Source organism: Pseudomonas sp. JAI111, assembly GCF_024809425.1.
Classification (GTDB): Bacteria; Pseudomonadota; Gammaproteobacteria; order Pseudomonadales; family Pseudomonadaceae; genus Aquipseudomonas.
In genome coordinates, this window is record NZ_JANUCB010000004.1 from 411,771 (window position 1) to 435,953 (window position 24,183).

At 59.2% G+C, this 24,183-nt stretch carries 20 protein-coding genes; 17 read left to right on the plus strand and 3 right to left on the minus strand.

The window, feature by feature from the left end; translation table 11 throughout:
- On the minus strand, window positions 1-945 hold the full coding sequence (locus tag HNR03_RS16040) for an aldo/keto reductase (RefSeq protein ID WP_222587224.1): 945 nt from the start codon (window positions 943-945) through the stop codon (window positions 1-3).
- 74 nt (window positions 946-1,019) lie between these two features.
- On the opposite strand from HNR03_RS16040, the gene HNR03_RS16045 reads away from it, so the two are divergent.
- From HNR03_RS16045 to HNR03_RS16125, 17 genes are all read left to right on the plus strand, one after another.
- Window positions 1,020-1,808, plus strand: coding sequence for an alpha/beta hydrolase (locus HNR03_RS16045; RefSeq protein ID WP_259154577.1), 789 nt, complete (start codon window positions 1,020-1,022; stop codon window positions 1,806-1,808).
- A 139-nt stretch (window positions 1,809-1,947) separates the two neighbouring features.
- Window positions 1,948-2,847 carry a bestrophin family protein gene (locus HNR03_RS16050; protein ID WP_259154578.1) on the plus strand — a complete coding sequence of 300 codons (900 nt, stop codon included), beginning with the start codon at window positions 1,948-1,950 and terminating at the stop codon, window positions 2,845-2,847.
- Window positions 2,848-3,526: 679 nt separating this feature from the next.
- On the plus strand, window positions 3,527-4,063 hold the full coding sequence (rfaH, locus tag HNR03_RS16055) for a transcription/translation regulatory transformer protein RfaH (RefSeq protein WP_259154579.1): 537 nt from the start codon (window positions 3,527-3,529) through the stop codon (window positions 4,061-4,063).
- Window positions 4,064-4,090: 27 nt separating this feature from the next.
- On the plus strand, window positions 4,091-5,251 hold the full coding sequence (locus tag HNR03_RS16060) for an outer membrane beta-barrel protein (RefSeq protein WP_259154580.1): 1,161 nt from the start codon (window positions 4,091-4,093) through the stop codon (window positions 5,249-5,251).
- 12 nt (window positions 5,252-5,263) lie between these two features.
- Window positions 5,264-5,797, plus strand: coding sequence for a polysaccharide biosynthesis/export family protein (locus HNR03_RS16065; RefSeq protein WP_259154581.1), 534 nt, complete (start codon window positions 5,264-5,266; stop codon window positions 5,795-5,797).
- A gap of 2 nt (window positions 5,798-5,799) precedes the next feature.
- Entirely contained in the window at window positions 5,800-8,115 is a 2,316-nt protein-coding gene (locus HNR03_RS16070) for a polysaccharide biosynthesis tyrosine autokinase (RefSeq protein WP_259154582.1), read from the plus strand.
- 143 nt (window positions 8,116-8,258) lie between these two features.
- A complete protein-coding gene (locus HNR03_RS16075; protein WP_259154583.1) occupies window positions 8,259-9,650 on the plus strand; it encodes an undecaprenyl-phosphate glucose phosphotransferase in 1,392 nt (463 codons plus the stop codon).
- Between the two features lie 58 nt (window positions 9,651-9,708).
- On the plus strand, window positions 9,709-10,413 hold the full coding sequence (locus tag HNR03_RS16080; protein WP_222587232.1) for a WecB/TagA/CpsF family glycosyltransferase: 705 nt from the start codon (window positions 9,709-9,711) through the stop codon (window positions 10,411-10,413).
- Between the two features lie 2 nt (window positions 10,414-10,415).
- Window positions 10,416-11,486 carry a glycosyltransferase gene (locus tag HNR03_RS16085; RefSeq protein ID WP_259154584.1) on the plus strand — a complete coding sequence of 357 codons (1,071 nt, stop codon included), beginning with the start codon at window positions 10,416-10,418 and terminating at the stop codon, window positions 11,484-11,486.
- On the plus strand, window positions 11,483-12,595 hold the full coding sequence (locus HNR03_RS16090) for a glycosyltransferase (protein WP_259154585.1): 1,113 nt from the start codon (window positions 11,483-11,485) through the stop codon (window positions 12,593-12,595). Before HNR03_RS16085 ends, HNR03_RS16090 begins: the two co-directional genes overlap by 4 nt.
- Complete coding sequence (locus HNR03_RS16095; RefSeq protein WP_259154586.1) at window positions 12,592-13,923, plus strand: O-antigen ligase; 1,332 nt, start codon at window positions 12,592-12,594, stop codon at window positions 13,921-13,923. The genes HNR03_RS16090 and HNR03_RS16095 overlap by 4 nt, the downstream gene beginning before the upstream one ends.
- Complete coding sequence (locus tag HNR03_RS16100; RefSeq protein ID WP_259154587.1) at window positions 13,917-14,852, plus strand: glycosyltransferase family 2 protein; 936 nt, start codon at window positions 13,917-13,919, stop codon at window positions 14,850-14,852. Before HNR03_RS16095 ends, HNR03_RS16100 begins: the two co-directional genes overlap by 7 nt.
- A gap of 32 nt (window positions 14,853-14,884) precedes the next feature.
- Window positions 14,885-16,303: an oligosaccharide flippase family protein gene (locus HNR03_RS16105; RefSeq protein ID WP_222587237.1), complete on the plus strand. Its 1,419-nt coding sequence runs from the start codon at window positions 14,885-14,887 to the stop codon at window positions 16,301-16,303.
- Window positions 16,304-16,332: 29 nt separating this feature from the next.
- The gene (gene galE / locus HNR03_RS16110) at window positions 16,333-17,388 is read left to right on the plus strand and encodes a UDP-glucose 4-epimerase GalE (RefSeq protein ID WP_259154588.1); all 1,056 of its coding nucleotides are present in this window, start codon (window positions 16,333-16,335) and stop codon (window positions 17,386-17,388) included.
- A complete protein-coding gene (locus tag HNR03_RS16115; RefSeq protein ID WP_259154589.1) occupies window positions 17,388-18,866 on the plus strand; it encodes a family 16 glycosylhydrolase in 1,479 nt (492 codons plus the stop codon). The genes galE and HNR03_RS16115 overlap by 1 nt, the downstream gene beginning before the upstream one ends.
- A gap of 104 nt (window positions 18,867-18,970) precedes the next feature.
- Window positions 18,971-19,600: a hypothetical protein gene (locus HNR03_RS16120; RefSeq protein WP_259154590.1), complete on the plus strand. Its 630-nt coding sequence runs from the start codon at window positions 18,971-18,973 to the stop codon at window positions 19,598-19,600.
- A gap of 19 nt (window positions 19,601-19,619) precedes the next feature.
- Window positions 19,620-20,249, plus strand: a complete 630-nt coding sequence (locus HNR03_RS16125) for a metalloregulator ArsR/SmtB family transcription factor (protein ID WP_259154591.1) — start codon at window positions 19,620-19,622, stop codon at window positions 20,247-20,249.
- Window positions 20,250-20,290: 41 nt separating this feature from the next.
- Here HNR03_RS16125 and treS read toward each other — a convergent pair whose 3' ends face one another.
- Both treS and HNR03_RS16135 read right to left on the minus strand, forming a co-directional pair.
- Window positions 20,291-22,357 carry a maltose alpha-D-glucosyltransferase gene (treS, locus tag HNR03_RS16130; protein ID WP_259154592.1) on the minus strand — a complete coding sequence of 689 codons (2,067 nt, stop codon included), beginning with the start codon at window positions 22,355-22,357 and terminating at the stop codon, window positions 20,291-20,293.
- Window positions 22,358-22,738: 381 nt separating this feature from the next.
- Window positions 22,739-24,142: an MFS transporter gene (locus HNR03_RS16135; protein WP_259154593.1), complete on the minus strand. Its 1,404-nt coding sequence runs from the start codon at window positions 24,140-24,142 to the stop codon at window positions 22,739-22,741.
- Between the last annotated feature and the right edge of the window lie 41 nt (window positions 24,143-24,183).

The window sequence follows — 24,183 nt, forward strand, 5'->3', positions numbered from 1 at the left end:
TCATTTAACGATATCGATCAATTGCTCACGCTGCGCCCCGGTCAGCATCGGCCCGAAACCGGCACCGGCATTGTCGGCCATGTAGCGCGGGTTGCCGGTGCCGGGAATCACGCAGGTCACCGCCGGGTGGGCCAGGAGGAACTTCAGCGCCATTTGCGGCCAACTGTTGACCCTGACATCCGCCGCCCATCGCGGTAACGGTTTGTCCTGCAAGCGGGTGAGCAAGCCACCGCCGCCGAACGGCCGATTACAGATCACCGCCACGCCACGCTCGCGGCACAGGGGCAGGATGCGCTTTTCGACGCCGCGATCATCCAGGGCATAGTTGATCTGCAAAAAATCCAGCGGCTCGGCCTTGAGCACCGCTTCCACCTCGTCATACGCCGACGCGGTGTAATGGGTGATGCCGATGTAGCGGATGCGCCCTGCTTTCTTCCATTCGCGCAAGGTCGGCAGATGAGTTTGCCAGTCCAGCAGGTTGTGGATCTGCATCAGGTCGATACGATCGGTTTGCAGCAGCTTGAAGGACTGTTCCATCTGCGCGATGCCTTCTTCACGGCCACGGGTCCAGACCTTGGTGGCCAGAAAGGCCGGCGAGCGCGGCTGATGGATCGACAGCAATTCACCGGTGGTCTGTTCGGCGCGACCGTACATGGGCGAGCTATCGATGAGCGTCCCACCCTTCTCGAACAACGCGCGCAGCACGGCAGGCAGTTGTTTGTAAGCCGCACTGGAAGGCTCGACATCAAACCCGCGATACGTCCCCAACCCGACGATGGGCAATGGCTCGTTGCTGGAAGGTATGGGCCGGGTCAGCATGTTCATGCCTCCTGTTTCCGTCGACGGCGCAGATGCTGCAAAGGCCGGATCGAAGGTGAAAACCGCCGAAGCACCGGCAACCAGCCTGAGCAGTTGTCGACGCGTGTACCCATCAGTGTGGCTCATGGAATGGCCCTCTACCGATGAACTAGACTCTGGCTCCGATCCAGTGGATTGCATCCCTCAGCCCAGAGCCGTCAATGTTGCCCACTAAAGTTAGCCGAATGCCACGAATCCTGATGCTCATCGTCGTCATCCTGGCAGCGTTGTACCTGACGCTTTGTGCGGCACTGTTCCTGTTTCAGCGCTCGCTGATCTACTACCCGCGGCCCAGCGCTATCCAGACGCCGGAGTCGGTTCTGATGCTGGCGGTCGACGATGCCCAGGTTCAGGTGTCCGTCAGGCCGCACGACGGGCCCAAGGCGTTGATCTATTTCGGCGGCAATGCCGAGGATGTGTCGCGCAACCTGCCCGAATTTGCGAAGGCGTTTCCAGACCACGCGATCTACTTGCTGAACTATCGAGGTTTCGGTGCAAGCTCCGGCTCGCCGTCCGAAGAGGCGATCCAGCGTGATGCCATGACCCTGTTTGACAAGGTCTACGACAACCACGCACAAATCGCGCTGGTGGGTCGCAGCCTCGGGTCAGGCGTCGCCGTGCGCCTCGCCAGTCAACGCCCGGCTTCAAGCCTGATTCTGATTACGCCCTACAACAGCCTGGAAGACCTCGCCGTGCGCCAGTTCCCGTGGTTGCCGGTGAGGTGGCTGCTACAGGAACGGTTTGAATCATGGCGGTACGCGGCGCACATCACGATACCGACGCTGTTGATCGTGGCCGAACAGGACGAAGTCATACCGCGCGCCAGCACCGAACAGCTCTACACCCACTTCGCCAAAGGCGTGGCCACGCTGCAGGTCATCCGTGGTGTAGGCCACAACTCAATCTCCGAGAGTCCCGAATACTTGCCGTTGCTGGGCACCGGGCTGTGATGACAAACGATGCGGTGATAGAGCCCATCGATCATTCAGTCATAAACAGTGATTGGACGGCAGGCCCCCTTGCTCTTAGCCTGCGCCCGACCGGCTATCAACTATCTGGATCACACGTATTTTCCGTAGGCAGGACACCATGATCGTCAGACCCAAACCGAACTTCCTCAACATCATGAGTGCGATCAAGGGCTCGATCGCCAAACGGATTGCCCTGCGTTGCCTGATGGTGACGCTGCTCGCGTCAGTGATCGTGCTGGTCGAGACCTTGCACCCCAGCTACTTCTCCAAGGTCAGCGCGACACCGTTCACGCTGCTGGGCCTGTCGCTCTCGATCTTCATGAGTTTTCGCAACAACGCCTGTTATGACCGCTGGTACGAAGGCCGCAAGGCCTGGGGTGACGTGATGGTCGCCATCCGCTCGATGATCCGCGAAACCCGGATCATCCAGGACGCAAACGAACGTCGCACACTCCTTCGTCACCTGTGCGGGTTCGCCCACGCGCTCAACGCGAAACTGCGTCTGGAAAACGAACTCGCGGCCAGTGGCCGCTGGCTCGACGTCGTGCCGGACGACAATACGCCAGACTTCAGCGGACACCTGTTGCAGCAGGTCGGGCAGCAATGTTCGACACTCAGCGAGTCAGGAGTGATCAACGAATGGCGCTACACCATCATGAGCAATCATCTGACTCACCTGACCCAGGCGCAGGCGACCTGCGAACGCATCAAACACACGCCGCTGCCGTTCGCCTATACCTTGTTGCTGCACCGAACCAGCTACCTGTTCTGCTTCCTGCTGCCCTTCGCGATGGCCGAGCCCCTGGGCTGGCTGACACCGATTTTCACCGCGATTGTCAGCTACACCTTTTTCGGACTGGATGCGATTGGCGACGAGCTGGAGGACCCGTTTGGACGCGATGAAAATGACCTGCCGATCGATGCCATTGTGCGCACTATCGAGCGGGAGATTCTTGCGGCACTGGGAGAAACCCCTCTACCTCCGGTGCTCAAGCCAGTGGATTTTGTATTGGGGTGATAACACCTGAGGGCAGCGCTAATACCACGCAACATATTACAATATGGCAAGTTTGATTCTCAATTACAGTAACGCATATAGACCTGTCCCTTATTAATTCTTGCTCATTAGTTATAGCACTGTGATAGCAGTGGCTTGAACTTCATACCTAGACCCACTATCGGGGCACTGCAACACGCCATTCAGCCATACATGACTATTAATAATTTAAAAAGTTTAATCCGCCCGACGGAAGAAAATTCCTTTTCAAAAACAATCAGTTAAGCACTACCGAATTCACTATTGGATAAAAGGCATGTTTTTTGGCGAGGAACGTTTGACAGGGCGCCAAGACTGGTCGATAACTACACGGGTCCATTAGAACAGGGCGCGAGCGCATATTACTCGCTTCTTGCTGTTCCCCGGACAACTTGAAAATGACTTGTCTTCAGGCCCTTGTAAGGACCGTGCGGTAGCTTTGCCAACGGCAAATTGCCACCTCCCTACACCCAATATGCCATCTCACATATATCCCAATTATTACCTCACTGTTACAGGGACGCAACAGAGCCTGATTCACTATTGATACACGCTCAAGTAAACCACATAAAAATTATAATACTGTCCAACTCAACACTTTCCGGGACGCCAAAAGAGCCACTGCCTGTCTAAACTTTCGATAATTACGGAGTTTACCAGCATGTCTGCAATCAGTTGCGAACGTTCCGCCTGGTACCTGCTGCAATGCAAACCTCACCAGGATGAACGAGCCCGTATCAACCTGATTCAACAGAACTTTGTCGTGTTCCACCCTCAGTTGATAAGTGATCGCCTCATTCGCGGCAAACAACAGCGCGTGCGTGAATCACTTTTCCCCGGTTATCTGTTCATCCATCTTGGCGGCAACGACAACTGGGCGCCCATACGCTCCACTCGCGGCGTCAGTCGTATCGTCGAATTCAATCATGGTCCCGCGACGGTGTCCGAGAACGTCATCGAGCACCTGCGTGCGCGCTGTTTCGAATCATCGATTCCCCATGATGCGCCGCCCCTGACGCCCGGAGACCACCTGCAAATAATCCGCGGACCGCTGTCGACACTGGAGGGCGTTTTCATCGCTGCGCATGGGGCCGAGCGCGTGATGATCCTGCTGCAATTTCTGAATCGCGAGCAGCCTATCTGTGTGCCGTTAAGTGACCTCGAGCGCCAGCACACCCCGTTGCAGCTCAATATTTGACTGATTGATTATTCCAGGAGCCATCACATGGCCTTGAAATCACGTTGCCTTATTGCACTGATCATGGCCTCGCTGTATCCCTCAATGGCCTGGAGCATTCGCCCGGCGCCGATTGATCTATACGGGTTGGACTTCACACCGACCTTCCTGCTTTCAGAAAGTTATGACGATAATTTCCGGGAGCTGGAAAACAACAAGCAGTCTTCCATGATCACCCAATTGCTGCCCTCCTTCGAGCTCAAGGCCGAAGATCGCAACAGCGCCACGCGATTAATCTGGCAACCCTCCCGGCATATTTACCACGACGAACCGGATGCTTCGTACACGGCTCAACGGGTGCGGGGGGAAAGCATTATGGAGTTCACTGACAGGCACCGACTGAAACTTGAAGCCGACTACCATAAATACCAGACCACGGAATCAACGGCAGTCGAAGGCGTCAACGACAAGCTCAACAACAAACTCGTGGGCGGCCTCTACACCTACGGAGCCAAGAGCGCTGACAATCAGATCGATTTCGGCGCCAATTACGATGAACTTCGCTACGACAATGCCGACGGCGTCAATGACGACAAAGAGCGCAATACCACCGGCCTGACCACCACCTGGTATCACCGCATCGGCAGCAACACCCGCAGCCTGCTGGAATACGATCACACCCGTTTTGATTACCTGCAATCCAACAGTCCGCGCAGCAGTAATTCCGATGCCGTCCTCGCCGGTGCCGTTTGGGACATCACCGCTCGCACCACCGGTAAAGTCCGCGTCGGTTATGAGAAAAAGAACTTCGATAGCAGCCAATCCAACGACCTCAACAACCCCACCTGGCAAATAGACCTGCAATGGAAGCCACGCACTTATTCGACATTCACCTTCGTTGCCCGCCAGGCCCTCGCCGAGGGCGATGATGGCGCCGAGGCCGTCAAGTCGACCTTTACCCAGGTTGGTTGGCGCCACGGCTGGACCGAGCGGATCACCACAGTGGCCGAAGCCGGGATCGGTCGATATGTCTACGAAGGCCAAACTCGCACGGATAACCTTCAGGACTACAACCTGGCCGTGATGTACGCGATGCGTCGCTGGCTGGATATCGAACTCGGTTATCGATTCCGCGATAACAGCTCCGATGCCGACAATCAAAGTTTCACCCGCAATGTGGTGCACATCAGCTTCAACATAAGCCTCTAAGAGGGTTTAGATATGAACTCACAGACGCTTGGTTTGTTATTCGCGCTGGCGGTTCTACCCAATACGTATGCAGCAGACTCCGGGACCCAATACAAACTGGCCGCCGGCGATGTCTTGCGCATCACCGTATTTGGCGAACCGGAGTTGAGCCTGAAAAGAATCCGCCTCAGCGACGCCGGCACGTTTTCCTACCCGTTCCTGGGTGAGATATCCGCGAAGGGCCTGACACCCGGTCAAGTTGAAAAGATCATCGTCGACGGACTTAAACAAGGTTATCTGATCGACCCGAAAGTCAGCTTGAGCCAGATCGAATACCGTTCGTTCTACATCAATGGCGAAGTTCAGAAACCTGGCAGCTACCCCTTCGTTCCCGGCCTGACACTGGAGAAAGCCATTGCCCTGGGCGGCGGCTTGACGGAGCGAGCCTCGATCAAACGCGTGACCATCGTGCGCGGTGATGGCGGCGCCACGCTCACCGACGAAGTCACGCGCAGCACCACGATCGCCCCCGGCGACACCATTTCCATTGCTCAAGGGTTCTTCTGATCATGGACAACAGCCCCAGCACCTACGTCGAACGTCCTCTTCAAACACATCTGCATCAGCAGAACAGCGAAGACCAGGACACCATTGATCTGCTTAACGTCTGGCGGGTGATCTGGCGCGCCAAATGGAGCATCGGCTGGCTGGTCCTGCTGTGCTGTGCGTTGGCGACGATTGTGGTCTACACCCTTATTACGCCGCAGTACATCGGCAGCACCACCTTGCTGTTCAACGATAAAACGCCGCCGGTGGTGTCCTTCGAGCAGGTCAAGGATTCAGGCGGTACCGCCACCGAATACTTGCAGACCCAACAGGCGCTCCTGCAATCGCGGGACCTTGCCGAACGCGCGGTGAGAAAACTCAACCTGACGACCAACCCGATCACAGACCCACGCCAGCAGCCGAAATCCTGGTTCACTCCACGCCAATGGCTGGCGGACCTTGACCTTGACCAATGGCTGCCAGGGTTGAGCAAGTTGATACCGGTGAAAAATCCGCCCACCGAGGAGGATATTTTCAACGAGGTCACACAGAACCTCATGCTCCATACCAACGTCAAGTTCGTCGGCAAAAGCCAGTTGCTTCAAATCGACGTCGAACTGCCTGACCCGGATCTCGCGGCGGCTGTCGCCAACTCGCTGGCCCAGAGCTTTACCGACAGCCAGCTCGACACCAGCGAGAAGTCATCGCAGACCCTCACGGCCTGGATGAACACACGACTGATCAACCTGCGCGACAACTTGCGCGCAGCCGAGAAAAAGCTTCAGGGCTACCGGGAAGAGCAAGGTCTGGTTGACGTTGGCGGTGTCGCCACCATCAGCGCCAACGAACTGGAAATGACCGGCAATCGCATGGTCGACGCCCGTCGCAACCGTGCTGAAGCAGAGAGCGAATACCGCCAGGCGAAGGCCCTGAGCAATGGCGACCTGAGCCGACTGTCCAGTGTGCCGGCGGTCTTGAGTAACCCGTTGGTCCAGCAATTCCAGGCGGACCGTGCCAAGGCGCAAGCCAAGGTCGATGAGCTGTCGGCTCGTTACGGTCCAAAACACCCGAGCCTGATTGCCGCGCAGTCTGATTTGCGTGCCGCCACCACCAGCCTGCAACTGCAGGTGCAACAGGTGGTCGCCGGGATCGAGCGGCAATACCAGCTGGCCACGGCCAGTGAGGCCTCGCTGCGCCAATCCTTCAACAGTAACAAATCGCAGATCCAGGACATTGCCCGCAAGGAATTCCAGTTGCGTGAGTTCCAGCGCGAAGTCGACAGCACCCGCGCGCTGTATGAAACCTTCGTCACTCGCTTGAAGGAAACCGCAGCCACCGCCGACATGGACTCCACCAAAGTGCGCATCGTCGACCCGGCTATTGTGCCGGTGGAAGCGAGCAAACCGCGCAAAACCCTGATTGTCGGGATCGTCGGCTTGCTCGCGGCGATGATCGGTGTCGCGCTGGCGTTGCTTCAGGACAAACTGAGCAATACCTTCAAGACCGACGAGTCGATCGAAAGCACGCTTAACATTCCGCTGCTCAGCGTGGTGCCTTTGGTCGTGAAGAAAAGTCGCCGGCAATTGGCGCGGTTGTTCGAAGACAATGACAACCCGCGTTTCTCCGAGACCATTCGCAACCTGCGCACCTGGCTGATGTTGCAAAGCAGTGATATGCCGTCGCAAGTGGTGCTGGTCACCTCGACCGTTGCCGGCGAAGGCAAAAGCACCATCGCCAACAACCTGGCCAGCTCGCTCACCCCGCTGGAGCGGGTGCTGCTGATCGACGCCGACATGCGCCAACCGACGCTCTCGCTGAATTTCGATTTTCCACCTGAAAGTCCGGGGCTGGCCAATGTGATTGCCGGCACTGCCCGACTGGAAGATTGCATCGTCTCGGTGGGCAATCTGGACATGTTGCCGGCCGGAAGCATGACACCTCCCGCTCTTGATCTGTTCGGCGCGCCGCGCCTGCCTTCCCCTGCGGACACCAACGACTCGGCGAATCAGCCGCCGCCACAGGACCTGCTCAGCTCACCGCGGATGGCGCGCATGCTTGAAGTGCTCAAGACGCGTTACCGGCACATCATTATCGATTCACCCCCAGCAGAAATGATCAGCGATGCGTTGTTATTGGCCAGGCATTCGGATGCCGTGATCTATGTGGTCAAGGCCGACAGCACGCCGATCAATCAGGTGCAGAGAAGCATTGCGGTGTTGCAGCAAAGCCACGTTCCGGTATTTGGCGCCGTGCTCAATCAGGTCGATCTGCGCAAGGCACGCAAGTACGGCTACAACCATTCACGCCCGTTCTACAACTACGATTTCGTGCCCAGGTAACTCGATACCACGCTTGTCGCTGCACCTTCCTGCACCCTCAACATCACTTGCATCACCTGCGCCGAGCTTAGGACTACCCGGCGGGAGCCACGCCGTGTCTCCCGATCAGTGCCTTTGGAACATCCTGTCTCGAGGTCAAGCAAATGACACCGCAATACACCCATCACATCGCACACCGCCGAGGCCTGACGTTCTGGCTGCAATGGTTGAGTGCGATGACGCTGACCATCTCGCTGCTGACGCTGCTCGTGTATTGGCGCATCGGCACCCTGACCAGCGACTACCGCATTCTGATGATCATGACCGTGCTCGGTTCAGTGCCGATCTACAGCATGATGCAGGTTTACCACAAGCGTCACGGCCTGCTGGTAGGGCTTGGCCGATTACTGGCTGCCTGGTTGATCCTGCTGGCGATTCTGGCGGCCATCGCGTTCATTACCCAGACCAGCGCGATTTTCTCACGCCAGGTAATCATCGTCTGGATGGTACTGGGCTTTGTGGTGCAGGCCGCGAGTTTTCTGCCCCTGCACTGCCTCGCCCGATTGCATTCGCGAATGATGTGCAACGAGCGTCGCTCAGTGATCATCGGCACCTGTCCGACCGCCCATGAGCTGGCGAAAAAACTCAACAGGCCGAACCGCGCGCTGGTGCTGGGATTCATCGCCGCCGCCGATGACAGCGGCCCGGCACCCAGCATTCTGCCGCTGTTGGGTCGCGTCGACGCGATCCGCGAGATCATCACGCGCCTGAACGTGCGCCGCGTCTACATCGTGCTCAACATGGCGCATGCCGCCACCATCGAAGCGCTTTACATCGACCTGCTGGACATGAACGTCGACGTGGTGTGGATCCCGGATTTCAGCAGCATGGTGCTGCTCAATCATTCGATCTCGGAAATCGAGCGAATGCCGGCCATTTACCTCAACGAGAGCCTGATCAGCTCGCATCCTGCCAGCCTGTTTTGCAAGGACCTGTTCGAGCGCAGCCTGGCCGCCACGGCCATTATCGTGCTCAGCCCGTTGCTGTTGGCCGTAGCGATTGCCGTCAAGCTGACCTCCCCGGGGCCCGTGCTGTTCAAGCAGAGTCGCCACGGCTGCAACGGTGAAGTGATCAAGGTCTGGAAGTTTCGTTCGATGCGCCAGCACGATGATATCGAAGTACGCCAGGCCACTCGTGACGATGATCGCGTCACCCCGCTCGGGCGCTTTCTGCGCCGCAGTTCCATCGACGAACTGCCGCAGCTGTTCAATGTGCTGTTCGGCCAGATGGCCCTGGTCGGCCCCCGCCCACATGCCGTCACCCACAACATTTACTACACCGGCAAAGTGCGCGCCTACATGGCCCGTCATCGCCTCAAGCCGGGGATTACCGGGCTGGCCCAGATCACCGGGCATCGAGGCGAAACCGAAACAGTGGAAAAGATGCAGCTGCGCGTCGCCCAGGACCTCAACTACATCAACCAGTGGTCGCTGTGGCTGGACATCAAGATCCTCATCAAGACCCCCTTCACGTTGTTTTCCAAAAACATCTACTGACGCCCCGACCCATCGCAAATCCGTGTCACCTCCCCGTTGATCTGAATGGAGTCGCTCCATGATCAGGCTGCAAATAGTCAGGCATTACTCACCGAAGTTACTGGACGCCAACCAGGCCTATTCCTTCATTAACTTTGCCTCCATCGGCAGTTTGTTCGAACAGCCCCCCAGCACCGTCGCGTTTTTTTGCGACGGCATGCTGATGTCGACATTCATGTCCCGCGTGACGGGTACGACGGTCGGACGGGTCAGCTTCGACTTCACCTCGATTGCCGACCGCGTCCTGGGCAGCGCCGAGCAACAGGGCAAGCGCGTGTACTTCGTTGGTGCCCGGCAGGCTGAACTGGAACTGTTCATCGGCAAGATCAAGCTGCTCTACCCCGGACTGGCCATCGCCGGTTATCACCATGGCTACTTCACCCCGGACCAGGCCGCAGGCATCCGCGCCGACATCTGCCGTAGCCAGGCGAACATCCTGATCGTTGGCCTGGGAGCCGGACTGCAAGAACAGTTCGAGCAAGAGGCGTTGCGTGCCGGTTTCAGGGGGGTCGCCTTTACCTGCGGCGGCTTCATTCGCCAGGAAGCGTTGGCCACGCGTAACTATTACCCAGCCGTGATCAATCGCCTGCACCTGCGCGCGTTTTATCGCATGTATCGCGAGCCCCATACGATCAAACGCTACCTCGTCGACTATCCCGGCAATTTTCTGCAGCTGCTGGCGATGATCCTTCAGCGCAAAGTCGCTATCAGCGTTGGGGAATGACCATGCACATCCTGTTCATTCTCAAGGATTTCAAGGCGGGTGGCGGCGTCGAGCGCGTTCAGCAACGACTGTCCGAGCAGTTTCTCAAGGACGGCCAGCGCGTGAGTTTTTTCGTCATGAACGGCGACACGCCAGACACCGAGGGTGTTCACCGTCACAACAGTGGTGGCGGCGGCCTGCTCAGTTCCATCGTACGGGTGCGCCGGCTGATTCGTCGTGCGGGGGTCACGCATGTGATTTCCGCCAAGGAGCAAGCCAATCTCTGCACCTGGTTCGCCACATTGGGCAGTCCCTGCAAAGTGATCTATAGCCGCCACGCGGCACTGGATTGCACTGAACAGAAAACCGGTCCCTCAAGCCTGCGTCTGCTCTATGCGTTGTACCTGTGCGGCGGCGGCAAGGTGGTAACGGTCTCCAGCGCCCTGCGCCAATCGATGGTCGATTTGCTCCCATGGGGTCAGCAGCGAATCCGTTATTGCCCCAATGCCGTGGTCACCGATCAACTGCTCCAGGCCTCTCATGCGCCGCCGCTTGCCGGCCTGCCCAACGATTACTGGTTGAGCCTGGGCCGTCTGGTGGAACCCAAAGGTTTCCACCTGCTGCTCGATGCCTACGCCCTGGCGTTGCGCAGCGACGCACTGCCCGATTTGGTGATTGCCGGTGATGGTCCGTTGCTCGACGCATTGACCACCCAGGCCCGCCAACTGGGGATTGCCCATCGGGTGCATTTCACCGGTTTCCTGGCAAACCCCTACCCGCTGCTACGGCACGCGCGATTGTTCATCCTCAGTTCCGTGCAGGAAGGCATGCCGACCGCACTGATCGAGGCCCTGGCACTGGGCACGCCCGTACTGGCGTGCGACTGCGAGACCGGGCCCCGGGAGCTGCTGGACAACGGCCGACTCGGGCAACTGGTCAACGTCAACGACGTACCGGCGCTGGCGCATGGAATGTTGCAAAGCCTGACGTCACGGGGTTGCGTTGTGCCAAGCGCAAAAATGCTCGATGACGCCCTCCATCCTTACACCAGCCGGCACGCCGCGCAGGCTTATTACCAGGTATGGAACCAATGAAAAAGTTGCTGATTATCCTGCATGACTTGAGTGCGGGCGGGGCTGAAAAAATGATGGCGCGCCTCGCCAGTGCCCTGGTGGACGCGGGCAATGACGTGACATTGCTGATGCTCACCGGGGGAGGCCTGCATGCGACGCACCTTGATCCCCGGGTAAAAAAAGTCGAATTACGCAGCCCGCGCACCGCGCGTGCAGTGCCGGCACTCACGCGATTTCTGCGCGCCAATCGCTTCGATGCGCAACTGGCGGCCCTCACCCACGTCAACGTCGTGGCCATCGTCGCGGCTTGGCTGTCCGGCACGTTGGCACGACTGCACGTCAGCGAGCGCAACGCGTTTTCCCATGACAAGCACGTCAACCCCGACTTCATGGTGCGGCTGGCGTACCGGATAGCGCCGCTGCTCTATCGACTGATTCCCAACCCGGTGATCTGCGTCTCGCGAGGCGTCGCCCAGGATCTGGTCAACACCACCATCGCGCGTCGCCAGGACGTAACCATTGCCGACAATCCGGTCCTGGACGATGACTTTCGCGACAAGCTGCCGGGGCCGCCCAGTCACCCCTGGCTACTGGAAAAATCCAGTCCGGTGCTGGTCGCAGTGGGACGACTGGCGCCGCAAAAAGGCTTCGATACCTTGATCGCTGCCTTGGCGGCATTGCCGGATCCCAATGTGCGCCTGATCATTTTTGGCGAAGGCGCGCTCAGGGACAGGTTGCTTGAACAGGCGCGCCAGCTGGACGTGGCTGATCGTGTCGACCTGCCGGGTTATACCCCCGACCCCATGGCAGAAGTGGCCGCGGCCAGTTGCTTTGTGCTGTCGTCGCGTTTCGAGGGCAGTCCCAACGTGCTGGTTGAAGCGTTGTCCACCGGCACGCCGGTGGTGTCGACCCGCTGCCCCCATGGCCCGCAAGACATTCTCATTGGAGGCCTGGTCGCCCCGCTGGTGCCCGTCGACGACCCGATCGCACTGGCGCGGGCCATTGACCTGCAACTGTCGATACCACGGGATCTGCAACGTCAATCGCGCATCGATGCCGCTGCGCGCTTCATGAATGCCAGCGCGGTAGAAACCTACCTCGCCGCGTTGCTGCGCAGGCCATCGCCATGAACACACTGCGGATCAGATATTCCACGTTGCGGGACGCCTTCACCCTGTTCGGCGTGCTGTTCTACATCCAGATGATCACCTTTGTTCTCGGACTGGGCAGCGGCTCCGGCCTCGACGACTTCGATAAAGACCTCGAAGGCAACGTTGTCAACCAGGTGTGCGGCCTCATCACGCTATTGGTGCCGTTGTTCTTTTTCATCCGCAACAAAGTGTTCCTCAGCAAGACCTTTTACCGCAGCAACTTCTTTCTGCTGGTGTTCTTGCTCTGCGTCATCGCATCGATCGGCTGGTCGCAGGACCCGATGCTGAGTCTCAAGCGATTCATCGCGATGCTCAGCGTGGTGTTTTTTGCCGGGTTCATCGCCTACAACTACAGCCTCGAAAAAATCACCTTCATGCTGGGCTGTGCCATCGGCGTGGCGGCCTTGATCGGTTTGATCCTGGCATTGGTCATGCCCAGTGCCGCGTTTATTTCCGGAGGTATCCGCGACGGCGCGTTCAAGGGGATATTCACAGAAAAAAACGCCGGCGCGCGGCTCAACGCGATTGCCATCCTGCTGTTACTGCCGATGATTCGTCAGCGCAATCGCTGGGCCCTGTTCTGCTCGTTCTTTTCGTTTATCGCCATTGTGCTGGCTCAATCAGCCACCGGGGTGGTGTTGATCATTGCCGGGACGGTCAGCTATGGCTACTTCCTGATGTTGATCCGTTTGCGCGTCCATCGCTCCAGGCTGGCGTTCCTCGGTTGTACCCTGCTCTACCTGGCAGTGTGCCTGTTTCTCTACGACTACTCCGCGGTGTTGCTGGAACTGGCCGGACGCGACCCGTCACTCACCGATCGCACCATGATCTGGGAGCTGCTCGGCCCCTTTGTCGACAATCATTTCCTCAAGGGCTACGGCTTCGGCGCGTTCTGGTCCAGTATCGATGCCGATGAATTCATTACCCGCTGGGGCTACATCGGCAACGCTCACAGCGGTTATGTAGAAACCCTGCTCAATGGCGGCATCATTCAATTGACCGCGTTGACACTGCTGCTTGCCGAGGCACTGTTCAAGCAGTACCGGGCCGTGACCGCCAACCAGTACGCTCAATTTCGCGCCAGCGCGCTGGTGATCATCGGTTTGTTCGTCGTCACCAACTACGTGGCCTACGTCATTCCCAACTATCGCTCCGCCGAGTTTCTGGTGTTTTGCACGCTGGCGCTGTCCTTCAAACATCACGCTGTGCAGCGCCCTTTTGCGGCGGTCGCGTCCGCCCCTCGCGCTGAACGCGTGTCTCCCGACGCCGTAGCCCAGAGCTTTCGCAAGGAGAAACACCCATGCTGAACGAAGCCGCCTGCGCCCCCGGCTCGGTGTGTGTAGTCATCCCGATGTATAACGCCGCCGGTAGCATCCGAAAGACGCTCGACTCGCTGAAAGAACAAACACGCATGCCCGATCATGTCATCGTCATCGACGATGGCTCCAGCGATGAAGGGCCGCAGATCGTCGAGCACTACATCGCGCCCTTTCCCTTGACCCTGCTGCGCCAGGCCAACGAAGGGCCGGCCAGTGCGCGCAATAAAGGCGTGTTCAGTGCCCGGGAAACCTTTATTGCCTTTCTCGATGCCGATGACCAATGGCATCCACAAAAACTGGAAAAGCAACTGGCGCTTTATGCCCAGCTGACGCGCGAGGGGCACAGGGTCGGGCTCATCGATTGCTACCAGATGAGCGAATTCAGTGACGGCACCCGCCAGTTGGAGGACCGCTGCAAAGCGGGTCATCATTTCGCCGATTTCATCCACGAAAACGTGATCAACGGTACCTCCGGCGTGCTGGTGGTACGCGAGGTGGTGACGGCCCTCGGCGGCTTCGACCAGTCCCTGCGCTATGCCGAAGATCGCTTGCTGTGGACCCGGATCGCCGAACACTGGGAGATCCACACGGTGCCGCAGATCCTGCATCGGCGTGGCGTCAACAGCGGCAACATCACTGCGCAACCTCAAAAGTACTATCCGCACAAAGTCAAATTCATCGAGCTGTACCTTGACCGTTACGGCGACCGGCTGACTGAGCAACAACGCATCCATTTCGTGCTGGCCAATCATGCCGATTTCCTCAACGCATTCTCCCGCCGCGGCGAGCACGTACAGGTCATCCAGGTGTTCCAGCGGATGCTCGAGCATTCCTGGAAGGCGATGTTTTTCTTCAACGGCAAACCGACCCTGCGTTACCTCTACGCCTTGGCAAAAACGTTTGGCAGGACTTCCTGAGTCGGCATCCCCTTATCTTCCGCGGTTCAACCATGGCCAATCATCGTCTGGTGACATTGATCTGGATCTTCACCGAGAAATTCGGCCTGATTGTCCTGTCCATGATCACGTTCGTTGTCTACGCCCGGCTGCTGTCACCGGAAGAACTGGGGGTGGGCACCGTGATCATCGCGAGTGTCGAGTTGATCGGCATGATCTACTCCTCGGTGCTGGAAGACCCGCTGGTACGGCTTGAGCGCCTGGAAGACAAACACATTTCCACGGCGTTCTGGGCCGCGGTGCTGGCGAGCCTGGTGTCGATCGTCGTGATCTCGCTCGCGGTGATCGTGTATTCACCCTCCCCGGTACTGCGCTGGATGGTGGCGGTGGCCTCGGTGAAAATCCTGTTCACCATGATGGCGAGGGTCTACGTGGCGCAGATGCGCCGCAGCAGCAACTTCAAAATGCTGGCATCGCGCACATTGTTGGGCAAGGTGTTGGGCGGTGCCGGCGGCATTGCGGTGGCGCTCTGGGGCCTGGGGGCGTGGGCGGTGATTGCCCAGGCACTGCTCATGGAACTGGTTTCCATCATCGTGTTGATGCTCGGCGACCGGCGCCGAATCGCATTTCACATTGACGGTGCGGTGCTGCGCGATCTGCTCAAATCCGGTTTTCCGGTGGCGATCAACGCGCTGAGTTCGCAAGCGTTGCAGCGCGGGGTCAATGTGGTGCTGGGCATGACCGCCGGCACCCATGCCGTGGGCATGTTCAACATGGCGATGCGGATCATCGACCTTCCGCGTAGCGCGATCTATAACGGCTTGATGAGCTATGCGCTGCCGGTGTTCGCACGGCGCAGCAGCGAGCCGTTGCGGCTGCTGGGGATTATCGGCGACTCGACGGCGGTCAGTGGCTTTCTGCTGACCCCACTGTTCATCGGTATCGCGCTCACGGCGAGCGACCTCATCCTGTTGATTTTCGGCGCCAAGTGGGCCGAGGCCATTCCAATGCTGCAAGTGCTGGCCTGTACCGCAGCCATCGGCAATACCGCGATGTTCGCCACCACTGCGCTGGTGGCGGTCAATCGCAGCCACCTCACGATCAAGGCCGAAGTCGCCACCACGGTTCTGGCGCTGGGGCTGGTCTACAGCTTCGGCAGCGCCTATGGCGGCATGGCCGCCGCACTGGCACTGCTGGTGCGAATGCTGCTCATCACACCGCTGCAAATTCGCGGGTTGAACACCGCCATTGGTTACGGCTGGCGGCGCTTCTTCGACTCCAACTACCGCAGCGTGATCGCCTCGCTGGTCATGGCCGCAATCGTGGTCTGGGTATCGAGGCAATGGAGTTTCCAAGGCTATCTGCACCTGATCTGCAACATCGGCATCGGCGCCCTGACCTATGCCGTGGCCTATAGCGTGTTGCACCCGCGCTGGCCGCAAGAATTCAAAACGGTCTTCACCGCACACTGAATTCAGTCCCGAGACAGGAACATCTCACCATGCGCAAAACTACGCTGATCACTGGCGGGGCCGGCTATATCGGCTCCCATACGGCCGTCGCACTCATCAACGCCGGGCACCGCGTGCTGGTGCTCGACAACCTGTGCAACAGCTGTCGAGAATGCATCGCCCGCCTGGAACTGCTGACCCATACCCGCGTCGATTTCATCAATGGCGATATCGGCGACTCGATCCTGCTCGACAAGATTTTCAGCCGCTACGACATTGATGCGGTGGTGCATTTTGCGAGCCTCAAATCCGTGGAGGAAAGCATTCGCAAGCCGCTGGACTACTACGCCAACAATGTCGCCGGTACGTTGAACCTCTGCCGGGCGATGGCCAGGCACAAGGTATTCAACCTGGTGTTCAGCTCCTCGGCGACGGTGTACGGCGACCCCGTGAAAACCCCGATCCCGGAAGACATCGGCACTGGAAAACCGGTCAATCCGTATGGCCGCACCAAGCTCATGATCGAGGAATTGCTCACCGATCTTTGCTACGCCGATCCGCGCTGGAGCATTGGGCTGCTGCGCTACTTCAATCCGATTGGCGCCCACGAAAGCGGGATGATCGGCGAAGACCCCAGCGGCCGCCCGAACAACCTGTTGCCGTGCCTGACGCAGGTGGCGATAGGACGGATTCCCGAGCTCACGGTGTACGGCTGCGACTATCCGACGGTGGATGGGACCTGTGTGCGCGATTACATTCATGTGGTCGACCTTGCCCACGGCCACCTCAAGGCGCTGGAGGTGTTGCACGAAAAAGGCGGCGTCAACGCCTGGAATCTCGGCACCGGCGTTGGCTATAGCGTGTTGCAGATCATCCAGAGTTTTGAAGACATTACCGGCATCAGCATCCCCTACCGTTTCGCCCCGCGCCGCGTCGGCGATATCGCCAAATGCTGGGCCGATCCCCGCAAGGCAGGACGCGAACTGGGCTGGACTGCACAACGCGATCTGGAACAGATGATTGTCGATACCTGGCGCTGGCAGTCGCGCAATCCGCACGGGTATCGGTCGCCCTGTGTCATACCGTCCTTGATGACGGTGAAATAATGCAGGGGCTCAAGGCCGGTTTGCTGCTGGGTCTGTTGTGGTTTGCGCTGACCTGCACGGCTGCGCAGGTGCCCTCGCGTCCGCCGGCGGCCGGGCTGGTGCTGTGGCTCGACGCGAACGATGCATCGAGCTTGACGGTCGACGGGCAGAACCGTGTGCAGCACTGGCGCGACAAGTCCGGCCTCGCCAATGACGCCACGGCAGACGATTCCGCCAAGGGGCCGCAGCGGGTGGCAAACGCCCTGAACGGCCATCCTGTGGTGCGGTTCAGTGGCACTTCGGCGTTTCTGGGAAAAACCATCCGCAGTGAAAAAGGGCCAGTCACGGTGTTGATCGTGTCGCTTCGGCCGCCCGAACAGACCAACGTCGATCCCTGGCAACGGCTGTTCAGCTCTCGGCCACACACCGACAGCAACGATAACGTGTTGCCGAATTTCGCCATCAGCCTGGAACAGGGCACCGCGTATGCGCCGACCATTTCCGTCCTGGAACTTTACGATGTGCCGATTGGCCCCTATGCCGTCGGGCGCAACGCCATCGGCACCGCCGACAACTTTCGCGGCTACATCGCCGAAGTGCTCGTCTACGACCGGCCGTTTGCCTCTCTTGCGCAGCGCCAGCAAACCTTTCAGTACCTGGCACACAAGTGGTCCGTTGCCGTCCCGCAACTAGCCGACACCTGGACCCGGGTCGGACCACTGGGCCCTTTACCGAGCCAGACCGACGCCAATCTGCCGCTGTCCGATCAGAGCAATACCGGCCGGTGGACGCTCGACACCAAGCTGTCCGACGACTTCAACGGCACAACCCTCGACCCCAAGCGCTGGCACGTCAACAACGCCATCGGCAACGAATCGCTGGGACGCAAACCGGCGCTGTTCAAGCCGGACAATGCCAGCGTCCAAAATGGCCATCTGAACATCGTTTTTCGCAAGGAAACCTTGCCGCAGAAGTACGTCCAGCTGGGTTTCAAGGATTACAGTTCGGCGATGGTGCGCACCAATGAGCGCGGTTTCTATGGCTACTACGAAGCCCGCGCCAAACCGATGAACTCGGCAGGCTCCAGCGCCTTCTGGCTGGCGTGGACGGGCATGACCGACAACGCCACCGAAATCGACATCTTCGAAATCGGCGGCAAGACCAAAAACGCCGCCTTCGACCGTTTGTACAACATGAACGCCCACCTGTGGGCTACGCCGCAAAGCACCGAACATATCGCCAACGGCAGCACCTGGGTCGCGCCCTGGCGTCTGGCGAACGCCTTTCACGTCTACGGCTTCGACTGGCAGCCCGACACCTTGCGCTGGTACGTCGATGGCGTGCTGGTGCGGGAGTCGACGAACACCCACTTCTTCTTCCCGATGCAGATTGTCTTCGACAGTGAGGCTATGTGGAACTGGTTCGGCGTGGTCGACGATGCAGACCTGCCCTCCACCTTCAGCGTCGATTACGTCAAGGTCTGGCAACGCAGTCGATAAACGGCGGCACCGTTTATCTGCGTCTTTTCTGCACACCCAATAAAAACATATTTGTATGCTTAAATTGATATTGTCGAACAATCCCACGATCAGAGGGTGCCGTCATGAATATCAAGACTTTGGCTTTATTGCTGTTGGCTTTCTGCGCACAACCTGCCTGGAGCCAGACTCCCCCCGCCTCACCTCCGGCAGCCGATAGCGCTGCGCTCACCACACGACTGTCGATGCGCGACCTTTGGGTCGAGCATGTTTTCTGGATCAGGAATTACGCGATCGCCAACCAGGCCGCTGACAAACAGCAGGCTAAGGTCGCGGCTGACCAAGTCGTCGACAACGCCACCAAAATCGCCAACAGCCTCGCTCCGCTTTACGGCCAGCCCGCCGCCGACCAGTTGCTCAAGCTGCTTGCCGGTCACTGGGGCGCGGTGAAACACTACAGCGACGCCACCGTCGCCAAAGACACCAAGGGCAAACAGGCCGCCGTCATGGACCTGACCAACAATGCCAAGGCCATCGCGGCATTCCTGGCCAAGGCCAACCCGAACCTGCCTGAAGCGACGCTGGTGACGATGCTGGCCGCTCACGGTGGCCATCATGTGAGCCAAGTCGATCAACTCGCCGCACACGATTATGCCGGCGAAGCGAACACCTGGCAGATGATGCGCACCCACGTGCTGGCACTGGCGGACGCGCTGACGGCCGCCGTGGTCAAGCAGTTCCCGGACAAGTTCTGATCCCGCGCGAGGGCACACCATGCTTGAAGGATTGGGCCGAACACAGCAGGACTTGCTCAATGCGTTGCTGCACCATGCCGGTGGTATGAGCATTGATGAGTTGGCTGACCAACTGGCGGTCACGCGCACCGCGATTCGCCAACATCTGGCGGCGCTGGAGCGTGACGGCCTGGTGCTGCGCGGCGAAACCCGGCCGACGGGTCGACGACCGGAGCAGTTGTATCGGCTGACCGAGCATGGGCAGGAGCAGTTCCCGCGCCAATACCAGATGCTCGCCAGTGTGCTGATCGACGAAGTGGCCGACATCATCGGCCCCGACTCTCTGAAGACCCTGATGCGCAGCATGGGCCGCAAACTGGCGCTGGACCGTGAGCATCAGGTCGTCGATGAAGCCCGGATCGTGCAGCACATGAACCAGGCGGGCTACCAGGCCCAAGTGTTCTTTCGCGCCCCGGCCGAGCCGGAAATCGTCGCCCACAACTGCGTCTTCCACCGCCTGGCCGCGACGCATCCTGTGGTTTGCGAGCTGGATCTGGCCTTGATCGGGGCGTTGGGTGGCGCTGATGTCGACCACACCGAATGCATGGTCAGGGGCGGCAACGTTTGCCGTTTCAAACTACGACCGGCTGAGCCGCCGAAGAACGGGTAACGGCTATAACCGCGCCCCATTCTTCAATCCGCAGGCAGCGCTCAAATCATCGGTGAAGCACTCACAACGCGCAGGGCCAGCCCTTCGTAGGCATCCAGCGTAATGGTGAACTCACCCTCAGGGGTGAGATCCCCTTCTACTCGCTCGTTGATGATGTCGACCACCGGCCCCGGCGCAATATTGGGCAGGTGCAGGGTTTCAGTGATCGGCGTCGAGCCGAAGTTCAGCGCAGTGATTTGCGTGCCTTTACCGGCCGGCAATTCGTGAACCATGATCAGCAGCCCCGGGTGCTGGACATCCGGGATCAGGATCTGCCGACTCGCGGCGATGTCATAGGAGCGCCGCGCGGCGAGAATTCTGCGCAGTTGCGAGACGAACGAATCCGGGTCCTTCAATTGGCTGGGCAGGCTGCCATACAAGGTCTTCGGACGCGGCATCTGGCCGGCGGAGAGTGGTGCCTCTGGATTGAGGTCGACCAGATCGTAGGCGCCCCGGTGAATCCAGCGCGTGTCGCCGTCACCCATCAAATGGGCAACCTCTTCAGCCGGCAACGGCAACGCGCCCACCAGGTCCCAACCTGAGAGTGCGAACACCCCCGGTTGCATGGCGTTGTACATCACCAAGAGCAAATGGACCTGGCGAATCTGCTGGATATCCGCCGCCGAGATCGCGTCCAGATCACGAATCCCCAACGCCGCCGTGATGATGCTGACGGTGGTGCAGGACACGCCGTTGGTGACGAACTTCAAGTTGTAGGGTGCATGCTCGCCGGACAGACGTTCGTACATCTGCTCGCGAATGTGTTCGCGCAAGATGTTGCCGGGGAAGGTCTGGCCCTGAAAGAGATAAGTGTCGTGGGCGTGCAGCGTCCAGAAATGCACCAGCTCCAAGGTCAACTCGTCGTGGTTCTGCAGAGCATGGATCAACGAACCCGGGTCGATGCCGAGGGTGTGCATCTGGCGCAGCATCAAGCGCAGGAATTCGGTATCGCCCATCAGCAACGCGTGTTGATAGGCCGGGCGGGTGATGAAGTCGTAGGACAGATCGGCGCCACCGTGGGACATGCTGGCGATGTCGTCGACGGTCAGGTTGAGCTCTTGGAAACTGAAACCGCCAGCCTTGCGGATCGCGCCGGCCAGAAGCTGGTTACCGGTGATCGATAGCGGGTGGCTTTCAGACCAGGCCGTGCCGTCGAGTTTGCGCTCCACACCGAGAAATCCGTTGGCGTCCAGGCGCAGAATCTTCGCGCCCATGACGTCAATGGCGTGCAAGGCATCGCCGATAATCATCTGCTGCGCGGCAAAAGTCGGGTCCAGCCAGTTCAGTGACGGCTGCCCTTCCTTGAAGTAATGCAGATAGACCCAGCGTCGCGGCTTGCCATCGACACCGATGACGATCGATGTCGCGCTCCAGTCGGTTTCCTTGACTCCCGGTTCGAAGAAGATCACTCGTTGCAACTGGCCAACGATGTAGTGCTTGTCGCGCAGCACGTCGACCTGCAACGGGCTGAGGTTTTGTGAATCACGGCCGTCGGCGATGTCCGGCAGCAGCGGCCAGTCTTCTTCGCGGATTTCGACCATGTGGTAGAGGCCCGGATAGTCTTCGTAGGCCATCTCGGCCAGGCGGAAGTCCGCGCCTTTGCCGGTGTGCGAAGGAATAACGTCGTCGATGATCACGGCGTTGTGCGCGGCGGCCATGCGCACCAGGGCTTGAAGTTGCGCTTCGGTGCCCAGTTGCGGGTCGATTTCGAAGCTGATGCGGTCGAAGTTGCCGTCAATGGTTGGTGTGAGTCGGGTGCCTGTGAGGCCACCAGACATTTTCAGCGGGCCGTTGTGTATGCCCTGGATGCCGATTCTTGACAAGGCATGCCACAGGGTTTCGTCGCCCAGGGCTTCGAGCACGGTGCCGTTTTCGCGGGTGACGATGGATGCCGGGTAGGCGGTGAACCATACCGATGCCAGGGCGGAGGCATCTCGGGGCCGGGTATGGGCGTAGGGCTGTTGCCACATGCGGCCTTGCCCTGAGTAGAGTTTGGCCCGCTGTCTGGCGGCATGAAGCATCGATTGTTCAACCAACCAGGTCACGTGGTTTTTGTCAGCCGCGGTCATAGAAACGATTACCTGTTGTTTGGGTAAATATCTGTTGGGGCATCGTTCGCTTGTGGGCGTCGGTGGCCACTTCCTCCTTATATGAGGGCCTGGGTTTGTATTCGTTGCATTGGGGGTTGATTGGGCTGTGTGTATATCCGTTGTTGGGGTAACGGCGGCTATTGGTTCCGCTTTTACAGCGGGTCACTTGGAGAAGCGCCAAGTAACCAAGCGCTTTTGCCCCTGACGTTCGGCCTCTCGAGGCGGCGTGTGCATCAAGATCAAGAGCTGCAAGCGAGCTACCGCTCGGCTTGTTGAGTGGTGAAGGGCGAAAGACGCATGCGATCCATTGTGGGAGTGAGCCTGCTCGCGATGCTGTTGATCTTGCTGTTGCATTCGGGTTTACGCGGCTACCGGTTCACTTTTTAAGGCTGGTAGTGCGATGGCGAGTGCCAGGATTAAAAGTCCTGCTGCTACCGCGAAGGTGATTGTCATGCCGTTGGCAACTTCCTCTGGCGTTGCTCGTGTGATGTCGGGGGTTGATGTGGCGAGTGCGAAGATTGCGCCCATGAGGGAGGCTCCGGTGATGAGTCCCAGGTTGCGCGACAGGCTGAGCAGGCCGGCGATGACGCCTCGTTGGTCGGGGCTGATGCCGGTCATGATCAGTGTGTTGTTGGCCGCCTGGAACAGTGCGTAGCTTGCGGTGATGACTGCGATGGGCGTGAGGTAGCCGAGGACGCCGAAACCTGTCGGCATCGTCGCTAATACGCAGGCACCGAGCACCATGCAGGCCAGTCCGGAGATAGTCATGCGTTGTGCGCCGAATCGGTCGACCAGGCGCCCGGCGGGGACGCCTGCCAGTGCGGCGACCAGCGGGCCGACTGATAAGGCGAGTCCGACCAGCGCGGCTTTTAGCCCTAGCGTCGCCGAGAGGTAGAACGGCCCGACCACCAGTGTCGCCATCATCACGGTCGAGACCAGCAGGCTCATGATCAGGCTCGCGCGCAAACTCCGGTCCTGGAACAGTGCCAGTTTGATCAGTGGCGATGCCACCTTCGCCTCGACGAACAGGAAAATCCCGCTGCCGACCACCGCCATCAGCAACAACGCAAGATTAAGCGAGCCCCATTCGCCACCGCCCCACGTCATCGCCAAGGCGTAGGCGCCAAGAGTCAGCGCCAGGACCAGCGTGCCGGCAACGTCGAACCCGGCTCGTTGTGCCTTTGGCATGGGGCGATCGGCGGGCAAGTAGAGAAATGCGAGGGCCCAGTTCAAGACGCCCAATGGCAGGTTGACCAGAAAAATCGCTTGCCAGCCGAAGCCCGAGATCAGCAGGCCACCGAGCGAGGGGCCCAGCGTGGTGCCGATTGCCGACATCGTGCCGAGCAAGCCCATGGCGCTGCCGGTTTGTGCTTTAGGCACGGTCTCGCCGACAAATGCCACGGTGAGCGCCAACATGATTGCCGCCCCCAGGCCCTGCACTGCCCGGGCCGCGACCAGCCACCACAGCGTCGGCGCCAGACCGCACGCCAGTGACGCCAATGTGAAAATCGCGATGCCCGACAACATTAAACGTCGCCGACCGATGAGATCACCGAGCCGTCCGACGCTGACGATCAACGTGGTGATCGCGAGCAGGTAAGCCAGGACGATCCACTGCACTTGCTGGAAAGAAGCCTCGAGTGCCTGGGCCAACGTCGGCAAGCCGGCATTGGCAATGCTGGTGTCGAGCGACGGCATCAACATCGACAGGGAAAGGCTGGCGAGCGCCCAGCGCACCGAGCCTGATTGCGTCATGAGTTTCATGGGTTTTGGCCACTGATGAAAAGTTGACCTTCAGCGTATGC